This is a genomic window from Granulosicoccus sp. 3-233, from assembly GCF_052681095.1.
Map to the genome: position 1 here is coordinate 1 of NZ_JBQYLE010000014.1, position 12,192 is coordinate 12,192.

The 12,192-nt window shown below is 54.2% G+C and carries 10 protein-coding genes; 8 read left to right on the forward strand and 2 right to left on the reverse strand.

All coding sequences use genetic code 11. The features are described from left to right. Nucleotides 1-781: 781 nt before the first annotated feature. The 4 genes from nadN (at nt 782) to ACUNV4_RS26255 (ending at nt 6,082) form a co-directional block, all read left to right on the forward strand. Nucleotides 782-4,507, forward strand: a complete 3,726-nt coding sequence (nadN, locus tag ACUNV4_RS26240; RefSeq protein ID WP_430881624.1) for an NAD nucleotidase — start codon at nt 782-784, stop codon at nt 4,505-4,507. A 42-nt stretch (nt 4,508-4,549) separates the two neighbouring features. Beyond that, nucleotides 4,550-4,681, forward strand: a complete 132-nt coding sequence (locus ACUNV4_RS26245) for a transposase family protein (protein WP_430881625.1) — start codon at nt 4,550-4,552, stop codon at nt 4,679-4,681. Nucleotides 4,682-4,779: 98 nt separating this feature from the next. Beyond that, nucleotides 4,780-4,980 carry a transposase gene (locus ACUNV4_RS26250; RefSeq protein WP_430881734.1) on the forward strand — a complete coding sequence of 67 codons (201 nt, stop codon included), beginning with the start codon at nt 4,780-4,782 and terminating at the stop codon, nt 4,978-4,980. Nucleotides 4,981-5,278: 298 nt separating this feature from the next. Beyond that, nucleotides 5,279-6,082 carry a restriction endonuclease gene (locus ACUNV4_RS26255; RefSeq protein ID WP_430881626.1) on the forward strand — a complete coding sequence of 268 codons (804 nt, stop codon included), beginning with the start codon at nt 5,279-5,281 and terminating at the stop codon, nt 6,080-6,082. Between the two features lie 83 nt (nt 6,083-6,165). Here ACUNV4_RS26255 and ACUNV4_RS26260 read toward each other — a convergent pair whose 3' ends face one another. Next, nucleotides 6,166-6,543 (reverse strand): VOC family protein, encoded by a 378-nt coding sequence (locus tag ACUNV4_RS26260; protein ID WP_430881627.1) that lies wholly within the window; start codon nt 6,541-6,543, stop codon nt 6,166-6,168. A gap of 188 nt (nt 6,544-6,731) precedes the next feature. Between ACUNV4_RS26260 and ACUNV4_RS26265 the strand changes: the two genes are divergently transcribed. Together ACUNV4_RS26265 and ACUNV4_RS26270 are read left to right on the forward strand one after the other, a co-directional pair. After that, nucleotides 6,732-7,130 (forward strand): winged helix-turn-helix transcriptional regulator, encoded by a 399-nt coding sequence (locus ACUNV4_RS26265; protein WP_430881628.1) that lies wholly within the window; start codon nt 6,732-6,734, stop codon nt 7,128-7,130. A 498-nt stretch (nt 7,131-7,628) separates the two neighbouring features. After that, nucleotides 7,629-8,372 (forward strand): hypothetical protein, encoded by a 744-nt coding sequence (locus tag ACUNV4_RS26270; protein WP_430881629.1) that lies wholly within the window; start codon nt 7,629-7,631, stop codon nt 8,370-8,372. 479 nt (nt 8,373-8,851) lie between these two features. Here the strand turns inward: ACUNV4_RS26270 and ACUNV4_RS26275 are convergent, their stop codons facing one another. Beyond that, the gene (locus ACUNV4_RS26275) at nt 8,852-9,058 is read right to left on the reverse strand and encodes a hypothetical protein (RefSeq protein ID WP_430881630.1); all 207 of its coding nucleotides are present in this window, start codon (nt 9,056-9,058) and stop codon (nt 8,852-8,854) included. Nucleotides 9,059-9,402: 344 nt separating this feature from the next. Between ACUNV4_RS26275 and ACUNV4_RS26280 the strand changes: the two genes are divergently transcribed. Together ACUNV4_RS26280 and ACUNV4_RS26285 are read left to right on the forward strand one after the other, a co-directional pair. Further along, the gene (locus ACUNV4_RS26280) at nt 9,403-11,121 is read left to right on the forward strand and encodes an ankyrin repeat domain-containing protein (RefSeq protein ID WP_430881631.1); all 1,719 of its coding nucleotides are present in this window, start codon (nt 9,403-9,405) and stop codon (nt 11,119-11,121) included. A gap of 106 nt (nt 11,122-11,227) precedes the next feature. Beyond that, complete coding sequence (locus tag ACUNV4_RS26285) at nt 11,228-12,184, forward strand: NAD(P)-dependent oxidoreductase (protein WP_430881632.1); 957 nt, start codon at nt 11,228-11,230, stop codon at nt 12,182-12,184. Nucleotides 12,185-12,192: the final 8 nt, after the last annotated feature.

A 12,192-nucleotide genomic window follows, 5' to 3' on the forward strand; every position in this document is an offset into this window, starting at 1 on the left:
GATCAATCGAGCCGGGCGTTTGGTGAATAATGCAGGCAAAGCTATTCTGGAGATCGGAATCAACCCAAAACTACTGGTAACCTTCCAGGCATACGAGCGATCCGCTCAAAACGCGGCGTAGTTTTTGTCACATTGAGGTTAACGATGGACTGCCTTGGCTTTGAATAATTCAAGCCGAGGTGGCAGAGTGCCAGGTAGAGTCGACGACTGGCGCGGTGACGAGTTGGCATATTGCCAAGATCTCCTCAACGCTCCTGCAGCTTGACCGGAAACTCACGTCAATGCATCTCGTGCTCACTCAACGACACCGAGAACCCCGGCACTTGTCGACGCCCGCTCTCAGTCACCCCTAACGCTATCAACAAAGCACAATCGACGACTCGACACACCGTGTCGAACTGTCTGATACCGGGCATCGAGAAAGGCATAGGGAGTCAAGCCCAGTGGCCGCTTTCGCTTGTTGATAGACCTCATCACGCCTAGCCATTAATTCAATGTCTTCTCCACGGTGACGCTGAGCGGGAGCAACAATCTTCAAGGCACTGTGCTTGTGCTTGTGCTTGTGCTTGTGCTTGTGCTCGTGGTTGTAGCAGTACATGAACTCGTTAACCCATTGTCGAGCAGCGTCCAGGCGTTCATGGGAATGGCGTGGCATTGCGTTGCTTCAACACCGCCCCCCCGGTGATTCCGGGTTTGGCGAGCAACTGTACTGACGTAAACACGCCTGTCATGAAAGTCGGGTATTTTCCCGAACTCTTTTACGACTCTGGTAACCGGTTTCATGGAACTCAAAGCACTACCGTATGCCTGCATGCTGGCACTGGCGGGAGTCACCGCCCTGCCCGCCAGCGCAGGCAGCACTGTTTTTCATTCTCAATTCGCAGATACTTACGATGAATACTGCGGTGAAGACAACGGCGACGAAGGCTGCGCGGAAATAGGCGCTTATGATGCGAGCTCCGGCCGGTTTTTCACCACCAATGCAGGCGGCAATGCACTGCGTGTACTCAGCATCAGCAGCGAAGGCAGCATCAGCGATGTTGCGAAGTTACCGCTCGAGAGTTACGGCGCAGGACCAAACAGCGTGGCCACGTTCAACGGCATGGTTGCCGTAGCCATTGAAGCTGACAACAAACAGATGCCAGGTTCTATCGTATTGTTTGATGCGATGACGCTGAACCTGCTGGCCAATATCACCGCCGGTGCTTTGCCGGATATGGTGACATTTACCCCGGATGGCAAGTATTTGCTGGTTGCGAACGAAGGCGAGCCTAGCGACGACTACACTGTCGATCCTGAAGGCAGTATCACCATCATCGATATGGCCACGTATGCCGCTCGCACCGCCACTTTTACCGCTTTCAACGACAGCTACGATGCTGACATCCGCGTGTTCGGCCCGGGCGCCTCTCTGGCACAGGACCTTGAACCGGAATACATAGCCGTCTCCAGAGACTCCGGCACAGCCTGGGTCAGCCTGCAGGAAAACAATGCATTTGCCATCGTTGACATCGCCTCAGCGACCGTTACCAGCGTTGTGGCACTGGGCAGCAAGGACCACAGCCTTGACATCAACGCGCTTGACAGCAGTGACCGCGTCGGTGGAGAACTGTGCGCCACAACGCTCGAAGATGACGAGCAGTGCATAAACATTGGCCCACAGCCGGTCAAGGGTTTTTATATGCCGGACGCGATTGCCTCGTATGCGGTTGATGGTCAGGACTACATTATCTCCGCCAACGAGGGTGATGCGCGCGATTATGACGGCTACTCGGAAGAAGCCCGTGTCGGAGATGACGAGTATGTGCTTGATGAGAGTATTGTCAATGCCGATCTGCTCAAAGACGACAGTGTACTGGGGCGCCTGAAAACCACAATCGCCAATGGCGATACGGACGGTGACGGTGATTACGACGTTATCTATTCGTATGGTGCTCGTTCATTCTCGATCTGGAATGCTGCCGGTGAGCTGGTATTTGACAGCGGCGATCAGTTTGAACGACAACTGGCGACACTGCAGGAGGCTGGTTTCGATGTCTGGACAGACAATCGCAGTGACGACAAGGGCCCTGAGCCTGAGTCAGTCACTATCGGAGAGCTTGCAGGAAAACCGGTAGCGTTCATTGGTCTGGAGCGAACCTCTGGTGTTTTTGTTTATGATGTCAGCACGCCGACATCACCGGCGTACCTCGGCTATATCGATACCAAGCATGCCGGTGACGTCTCTCCAGAAGGGCTGGTATACATCGCCAGAGACGCCAGCAATGGTGTGCTGGTGGTTACCAACGAGCTGAGCAACACCACGTCCACCTACAAGGTCAGCCTCTCCGCTGATGCGGATGCAGGCGGTTCCGAAGCGCCCATGATTGTCGGCAATACCATTCTGTGGGAATCTGACGACTATTACCAGGTGCAGACAGTCGGCGACTACCAGAGTGTCTGCGAAGGCAGCAATCTTGGCAGCTGTGAAGTCAGCAACGGCACATACAATGTCATCAACCTGACAACCGGTGAACGTTTTGAAAACATCGTGGTTGCCGGCAGCAGTCAGAGCGAACCACAGGTCTCCGGCAATGTGATCAGCTGGCAGTCCGCCGACTACTACCAGGTGCAGTCAGCCGACACCTACCAGAGTCTCTGTGAGGGTGCAGCGCTTTATCAGTGCACGGTAGCAACCGGCACATACCATGTCATCAACCATACCACTGGCGAGCGTTTTGAGAACGTTATTGTCGAGGGTGATTCCACTGGCGGATCCGATGCCTTTTCCTTGAAAATCCTGCACATCAACGATCACCATTCACATCTGGAAGCCGATGGTTTGACACTGGACATCAACGGGGTGGAAACGGATGTTGAATCCGGCGGTTTTCCTCGTGTTGTTGGCAAAATCAAACAACTGGAAAGTACCTCGGATTCTGTGTTGAAACTGCATGCTGGCGATGCCATTACCGGCTCTCTGTACTACACGCTGTTTCAGGGAGAAGCCGATGCCGCGCTGATGAATGAAGTCTGTTTCGATGCCTTTGCACTCGGCAACCATGAATTTGACGATGGTGATACAGGGCTTGCAGGCTTTCTTGATTTCCTCAACGCGGATGACTGCAAAACTGACGTACTGGCAGCGAATGTGGTTCCCGAGCTGGGTGTTTCTGCGCTGACGCAACACAGCGCAACCGACTATATCCAGCCTTATACCGTGAAAACCGTAAACGGGGAGAAGGTTGGAATTATCGGAATTGATATTGCCAACAAAACCAAGAACTCATCCAACCCGGATGAAACCACACAGTTTCTTGATGAAGCCACAACGGCTCAGCAGTACATCGATGAGTTGCAGGCCGATGGCGTCAACAAGATCGTATTGCTGACACACTACCAGTATGCCAATGACGTGGCACTGGCCGCAAAACTCAACGGCGTGGATGTTATTGTCGGTGGTGATTCGCACACGCTGCTGGGCGAAGGGCTGGCCGGTCTTGGCCTGAGTCCGCAGGGTCCGTACCCAACGCATGCGACCAGCGCTGATGGACACCCTGTCTGTGTTGTACAAGCCTGGCAATACAGCCAGATTGTCGGTGAACTGGACGTGGTGTTTGACAGCAACGGCCATGTTACTGCCTGTGACGGAATACCGCATCTGATGCTCGGTGATACGTTCGAGCAGGAAAACGACGCTGGAGAATCAGAAGTTGTCAGTGGAGATGCGCTGGCGGCGCTGCTGGCAGATATCGACGCAAGCCCGGAAATGTCCGTGGTCGAACCCGATGCAGACAGCGCTCTGACTCTGTCGATTTACGCTCACGCTGTTGAGGAACTGAGTCTGGAAGTCATCGGCACTGCCAATGATGATCTGTGTCTGGAGCGCATACCGGGACAGGGACAAAGTCAGATTTGTGATGTCAGTGAGACGTTCAGCCAGGGTTCGGATATTTCCAACCTGGTGGCACTTGCCTTCAAAATGAAAAGCAATACGTCCGATATCGCGATTCAGAACGCTGGTGGTGTTCGCATCGACATTCCGGCCGGTGAAGTCACGATTGCCGATGCCTACACGTTGCTGCCGTTTTCCAACACACTGCTGGAGATGGACATGACCGGTCAACAAATCATCGACACACTCGAAGACGCCCTGGATTTTGCATTGAGTGAAGACGGTTCCACCGGCGCCTATCCGTATGCGTCAGGTCTGCGTTGGAATATCGACGCCAGAGAGCCCAAGGGGTCTCGCTTCAGCGCCGTGCAAGTCAAGCTCAAAGACGATGCCGAATGGTCTGCAATTGATACCGATCGCATCTACAAGGTCGTTACCAATGACTTTATTGCCGGTGGGCAGGATGGCTACACCACTCTTGGCGAAATCAGCGATGACCTGAAAGTGGATACATTCCTGGATTATGCCGAGTCGTTTGTCAGCTATGTCAAAGAAGTCGGCACGATTGAAAGACTGCCTCTCTCAGACTACAGCACTCAGTCCTATATCAATCAGGATGGTGAGCTGCAGTAAGCTGCCAGAGCTGAACCGGTTTCCGGGAGGACGCAGCAGCACTTGCTGCTGCGTCCTCCCGGGCGCTGCGAAGAGAACATTCCCTGGGCGGCCTCTCATTCGCGCATCACCTACCGCTTCGAGCACACCCTGCTCAGCCTCTGCAAGAGCATGACCCGGAAAGCGGCAGCGTAGCTGCTCCAGACTGTTCCTTCAACGCTCTCGAATCTGCTGCATCGAAGCATCGAGCAACATCGTCACGGTCACAAGATCCGAGGCTGCGCACTCTCGGTATCGCCGAGATCTCCTACCAAGAGCGACACAAGTATGCGACGCTGATCTACGGTCCGGATACGTCCAAGGTGGTCTGGATCGGCAAGGGCAGAGTCCGAGACACGATAGACCGTTTCTTCACCGAAGCGCTCAGCCCCTGGCATCGCCAGCAGGTCCGTGCCGCCTGCTGCGAGGAGAGCCGGAACTCGGGATTGAGCTGATTGTTCCTGCCTTCGGATCAGGTTGTAGCAATACAACCTACACATCTCACGCAATTTGTCTCAATGCCTTGACTGAAACATGTGACTTCCCTTTTGCGGCAAGTGATACCTGTCAGTAACAGCGTCTGAAGTGGACGGTGCGGCTCTTTGGATGAACTGCCGCGCTGGCAGTTCAACACCGGGACCCACCTTCGACTCGGCTTCTATCGGCCTGACACTGCGCGAATTCAGTTGAGGGTTCAGTGCAGGCGAACCAGAGCCGCTGATTTGGGTATCTCCAGCATCTTGTAATTGTGTCATGGCTCGACAATCCTCCTTGTCACTGTGGCTGACATTCCCTTGGTGGTTTCTGATGTTGCTTGCCGCCATTGTTTATGCGATCGGTGTCTTTGGGTTGCCGAGCCTTCCGATTGAGCAGCCATTGCTGGCAGGACTGGCCAGCCGAATGCCATCACTGGCGAGGCCATTGTGTGTGGTGTTGTTGCTACTGAGCGCAGGTTCGGCAGTTCGCTCGATGTTCATGCGCCAGCAACGACGAAAGCTTCTGGCCCGGCAAAGCGGAATCGAGTCGATCCGCTCGCTCTCCTGGAACAAGTTCGAACAGCTCGTTGGAGAAGCTTACCGGCAGCAGGGCTATCGAGTGAACGAGAACGGACGGTCTGGGCCTGATGACGGCATTGACCTGATCCTGACGCGTGCAGGCATACGCACGCTGGTGCAGTGCAAGCATTGGCGCTCGAACAAGATCGGCGTACCGATTGTGCGTGAGCATCTTGGCGTCATGACCGCTTGTAAAGCAGATCACGGAGTCATCGTGTGCAGCGGGGAATTTACTGCTCCGGCAATTGCCTTTGCCGTCAACAACGGCATCGAGCTGATAGACGGGGCGGCACTGATCAAACTGGTCTCGCATGTGCAGGGCAAAACGCCCAGGGTAAATGCCGACAAGCCTCCAGTGCCCGCCAACCACTCGCAGTGCCCTTTGTGCAAGGCAGACATGGTAAGGCGCGTTGCCAGACGAGGACCCCGTGCAGGCAGCGCCTTCATGGGTTGCTCAACCTACCCTGCTTGCCGTGGAACGCGCGATATCAGAGTGGCTTGACAACTGCTAAGCGAGCTCGGTGAGCGAAACAGCCGCTGAGTGATCTTGGCGAAGTTGGTGGTCTTTGCATACAGGCCAGACGATCAATCGGAACCAGTCAGATCTTCAGCCAACATCATCGCATTTCCATCAGGGTCATAGAAGGTTGCAATACTCACCATACCTTCCATGGTTATCGTATCGCCATCGAATTTCACCGACTGTTTTTCTAGCGACGATCGAGCTTCGTTTATATCGGAGACACCAAATACCGGTACGCAGTTTCCTGGGGAAGCTTTGTCAGTGTCTCCCAAACCAAGGGTGACGCCTGGTACTGTGGTTTTCAGCTCCGTCCAGCCAGCCTCATCGATGGATACCATTTCTTCAAAGCCCAGGTGGGTGCAATACCATTCTGACGATCGAGCGCGGTCTGTAACCGATATCGACAAGGTTAGTTGATCATTGAGCTTTACAGTGGCCATCGTAGCTTCCCTCGGTTGATGGTTATAAGGTATAGTAACTATATAAAATGGTCAACAACGAATTCATACAACTCTGCTCAAGAGCCTGGGCGCTACGCATTCTGTCTTGTCTCGGACAGGGAGTTGATGCGCGTATCTCTCCTCTGTCGCACACTCTCTCGGCGGGTCGCACTGCAATCACTGCCTCAATGGAGTATTTGATTGAGCTTGGGTATGTGCAAAGAACCAGAGGTCATGGGCATCCACTCCGACCAGCGTTCGAACTGACCAGAAAAGGTGAAGTCGTAGCTGAATGGGCGATTGAACTGGACAGCATTCTCATACCGGAGAATTGGTTCATTGCCGCGCGAACCTGGTCTCTGCCCGTCATGCGACTGACTGATTCAACACCAAGATTCGGGGAGTTGCGATCGGAGTTGAAACCCGTGACAGACCGTGCCCTATCCCAGACGTTGAAAATACTGACGAAACACGAATGGGTAACCAGGGGTGTCAACACTGAAGCCGCCCCGCCCGAGGTGTCCTACGCGCCAAGTGGTATTGGCGAGATCTTGATACCGTGTCTGGAAAGGAGTTTTGATCTGTAGCGTGCTCATGCAGGGATGGTGCTGATGCGTACAGACTGGGCAAGCCCTTGCCTCTGCCAGCACAATGACGCGACCTGGTCAGGCCATGTGGCGTATAGCTGTTCAAACGCAGGTACAGCTGCTCCCTGAGTGACGTTCCACGTCAGAATAAGCATGGATAACGGTCACTGGCCAAGTATTGAAATGTGTCTCAGAAATAGCACAGTTGTTGTTGCCACTGTGCTCTGGAAAGATTGATTGGTTGATCAGGTAGACATTACGCACAACGGTTTTCAGTCAAGCGGTTTGGTTATTATCGAGTGCAGTATCAGGTAACTGGTTGCCCTGAACTATCCTGCTCAACGACATGCAAAAGCATACAGGTGAATATTGAAGGCTCCAGGTCGTCGGGCGTGGTTTCTACTTGAGTCACGAGCAGGATACAAGGTGAGCAGAACCCACTGATAAAGAGACTACGACTATTTCACAACCGCACACGCAATCAAAGGAAGGAAGGTAATGAGCAACAGGACTGCCCCGAACCAGGAAACTGAAGTGGTGAGTGAGGAACTCATAGTTCCCGTGGTTGCAGTCAATCCATTGTTCATCGGTCGAGTCATGTCACTGGTTGTGTTCGTCTTGATTCTGGCTAGCACGGTTTCCATGTATCTTGATAGTAAGTTGGAGGGGTATTCTGCAAGGCTGTTCCTTTTGGACAAAGAAGGCAATATTCCTACCTTGTATGCCGGCTTGTCACTGTTTTTCTGTGCAATTTTGCTGGCGATTGAATACTGGCTAGCGGTAAAACAGATCTCGCCGCAAAGATTCTACTGGTTAGGCCTGTCCGTCATTTTTTCGTTGTTCGCTGTTGACGAGATGTGCAGCATTCATGAAATATTTATTGCACTTCGACCCGTGTTGGGTACCAGTGGCTTTTTGTACTTCGCATGGGTCATCCCAGGGGCCTTGTTTGTCGTCGTCGTTGTTGGAATCTACTGGAAATTTGTGCTCTCATTGCCAGAGAAAACGCGGAACCTTTTTTTGATTGCCGGGGCTACCTATGTCTCCGGAGTGCTCGGTGTAGAGATGATCGGCGCTTATTGCGCACAGTACGGCAGCGAACATCTCGTATACCTCGCCATAACGACGATAGAAGAAACACTGGAAATGACAGGCATAATCATCTTCAGCTATGCGCTGCTCAATCACATATCATCACAACTTGATTCACTGAAGTTCAAATTGGTATTCGAGGAGTCCTGAATAGCATTGCTGCTCGCCCGCGCGCACTAAGTTCAGAATTTTGCAATTCCATGTATGAACCAATCCCTGACATTTCGCAATGTCAGTTTGTCATCAAATCGAGACTGTAAAGCAGTTTTTCCTGAATTCATGGGGGCCTTTTGAACGTTGAATTCTTGAGGGTGATAACCCGAGAAAAATGGTGTCATAGGTGTTCCCTTGCTGATACCTGCATCGAAGATTGGTCGCACTGAATCAATTCGAGAAATCGCGACAAACACAACTGGAACGCACGACGAGTGCGAGTCGTTGCATGTTCAGAAGTAGGCGAAAACATGATCTGGCAACTCGAACTTGCGATTTCTGACGATGAATAGATTTCAGCAGCTCATGGTCACTGGTTCGAGCTTGCACTTTCTATCTGAGAGTGCTTCGAACTCACCACCTGCTCTCTCTACTGATTGAACGGCGTGATCAGTTGAACATTCTGTCGAGTAGGGTCAATCGGATCGCTTGCCAGTAAACCGACGAAGCAATCGACGAACGCCGCGCCAGATGGCAGCGAGCAGTATCGTACCGCAGACAAACGCTGTGGCGACAATGTAACTGCTCTCGATCTGCACACCCAGCAAGCCAAGCGTTGTGAAGGAAACGGTTGCCACCAATGCCAGGATTATCGCGGTGTTGATGGTCAGGAATTTCAGCATGACTGTGCCTTCAGTTGGAATGTAGTGACGTTCGTAACGATCAGCCTCTTGCCTTCTGGTTCAGTGCATTCTTCCAGGTATGACCGACGATCGAGGATTGTTATTGGCAGTCGCGTTCTACCAGCAACTGCACAAACTTGCAATTGACTGACTTCCAAAGCGTCCGGGGCGTGCCTGCCATTTGGCTTCCCGCCACTTCTCCGCTATCATGTTGAGTCAGAGGCGTATCAGAACGCACCCGATCCGCGGGAAGGGCCAAGCCCATCTGAGGTCAGATTGCACACCATCGAACCACCTTCTTTCTGGTCCGAGGGCGCGGATACCGGATGATGGAAGGAGGAAACATGTCTGAACTCCCTGCACGACCCTCACTCGAGCACCTGAAGAAGCAGGCCAAACGGTTACTGGCCGCCGCCGGAGCCCATGATCGCGAAGCCTTGATGCGGATCGGTCCATATTTCGGCAAGCCAGACGACATCACGTTGCAGCAAGCCCAGCTCGTCATCGCTCGCGATCATGGCTTCTCCAGCTGGACTCGGCTGAAGCGTTATGTGGAATCCGGTGCTGGATCTGACGCATCAACCGAACAGCACGCGAATCGCTTTCTGGATCTGGTCTGTCTGCACTACGGTCCTGACGATCGAGGTCCTGCCCAGTTCGAGCAGGCCGCAGCCCTGCTCGAGGCGCACCCGGAGATCGCGTCGCATAGCTTGCACACCGCAGCCGCCGCCGGTGATGTGGAAGCTGTGCAACGCCTGCTGGCAAACCAACCAGACCAAGTGGATACGAAAGGCGGCCCGTTCCAGTGGACGCCATTGATGTACGCAGCCTATGCGCGCCTGCCGGGCGTCTCCACCTACCCTGCCGGCAGAGTCTTGCTGGATGCCGGTGCGGACCCGAACGCGCACTACTTCTGGGACGGCACCTATCGCTTTGCGGTACTCACCGGTGTTTTCGGGGACGGTGAAGGCGGCATTGTTCGACTGCCCCCGCACCCGGACATGGAAGCATTTGCCCGTGCCCTGCTGGATGCCGCGGCCAATCCCAATGACAGCCAGGGAGCTTACAACCGCTGCTTCAGCCCGGACGATACCCACCTGAAACTGATGCTCGAATACGGCCTGAAGGACAGCGACCCCTCGGACTGGTGGTTGCAGGATGAAGGGCACAAGCCGGAGGAGCACCGCACCATGCACTTCCAGCTGATCATCGCCTTGCGCTGGGGATTCGCCGATCGTGCTCGCCTGCTGATCGAGCACGGAGTGGACATCGATTCGCCGGACAATAATTATTATCCGACCTACACCGTAGGCCATACCCCCTATCAGGTGGCGATGATGCGCGGCATGCCCGAGATTGCCGAGCTCATCAAATCAAGGGGCGGGTCCGCCGAACCGCTGAGCGGCTACGAATCCTTTCAAGCCGCTTGTATGTGCGGCGATCTGGACGCGGCAAAGGCACTGGGAACCGATCACCAGGGGATCAAGCCAGAGAAGGATCGGGAGTTGTTGCGCGAGGCCGCCGGCAATGGCAACTGCGATGCCGTCAGAACGATGATCGCTCTCGGATTCGAACTCAGTCCGCGTGGCACATGCACACCTCTGCATGCCGCGGCATGGAAGGGCCACCTCGATGTGATTCGCTTGCTGGTCGAGGCCGGAGCTGACACGGCGCTTCGCGACCCGGACCATCATTCACCGCCGATCTCGCATGCCCTGTATGGCCACCAGACCGCCGTCGTGGACCTGTTGATGGAACAACCCATGGACATCTTCACTGCAGCTGCACTGGGACGCCTGGACCATCTGGAAATCACGCTCAACAACAATCCGGAACTTGTGAATGCCCGCTTTCGCAGCGTTCGTACCGGCTCACAGGAGCAACATCCGAACGACTGGGCCACACCTTTGTGGTTTGCCGTTGTGAATAACCGAATTGATACTGCCAGAGCTTTGCTGGCAAGAGGCGCGGAGCGAACGGTCAGCGATGCCGAAGGGCGCAGTATAGTCGATCTTGCCGTCATATCCGGGAATCAGGACATACTTGCACTATTGAAATCGTGATTCAACGGGCTGGGCAGTCATCACACGAGCGGACGCCGCCTTGCCATTGTCCGCTGCAATATCCACAAAGGTTTCGTAATCTGACAACCTGAGCATCTCGACTCCAATGTTGCTTGCCACGGATGGAAAACTCGTGCTGTCTTCCAGCGGCACAACGGATATAGATGTATCTTCCAGTGGTAAATCGGTAATCGGATCCGCCCCGGGAGCGGCCGGATCGACGGATGATCAATTACGCCGTTCAAGGATGATGCCGGCGTGCAAACGCAAGCTGGATGAGATCAGCCAGAAATCCATTCAAACGCTGAACCAATCACCAGAAACTTCCGTAACGCTGAGTGTCATTCAAATCGGTGGCACGCAGGCCCCCAAACACTCCTTGAAACGGACAGAAACCAACATGGCAAAACTCGTAGTTGTCGGCGGTAGCAGTGGTGTCGGGCTTGCGTGCGTGAAGGATGCGCTGTCGCGTGGGCATGAGGTCACCCTGTTTGCACGTTCCGCAAGCAGCACCGGGCTCTCCCACGAACGATTACAAGCCGTGGACGGCGACGCGCTGGTCAAGGCTGACGTGCTACAGGCTCTGTCAGGTGCGAACGCGGTGTTGCAGACGCTGGGCGTACCCTTCGACCTGAAACTCTTCACCGGTCCGATTACGCTGTTTTCAGAGAGTACGAAAGTGCTGTTGGATGCCATGGGTTCTACGGGAGTGTCTCGACTTGTCGCACTGACCGGTTTTGGTGCCGGGGATTCAAAATCTGCTGTAAGTGCGCTTCAACGTCCGGGATTCAACCTGGTGTTTGGCAAGGCTTATGCTGACAAGAGTGAGCAGGAGCGGATGATCAAGGCATCGGGGCTCGACTGGACGATGGCACGCCCGGGTGTGCTTCGCAACGGTTCGAAGACCGGCAAGTACCGTGTACTTGCTGATTCGGAGGAGTGGCGCAATGGTGTCATCCGACGTGCAGACGTCGCTGATTTCATGGTCGGGGCAGCAGATTCCAACGAGTATGTACATCAGGCACCTGTCCTGATATCGCACGGTTTGGTGCCTTTCACATAATCCGCAAC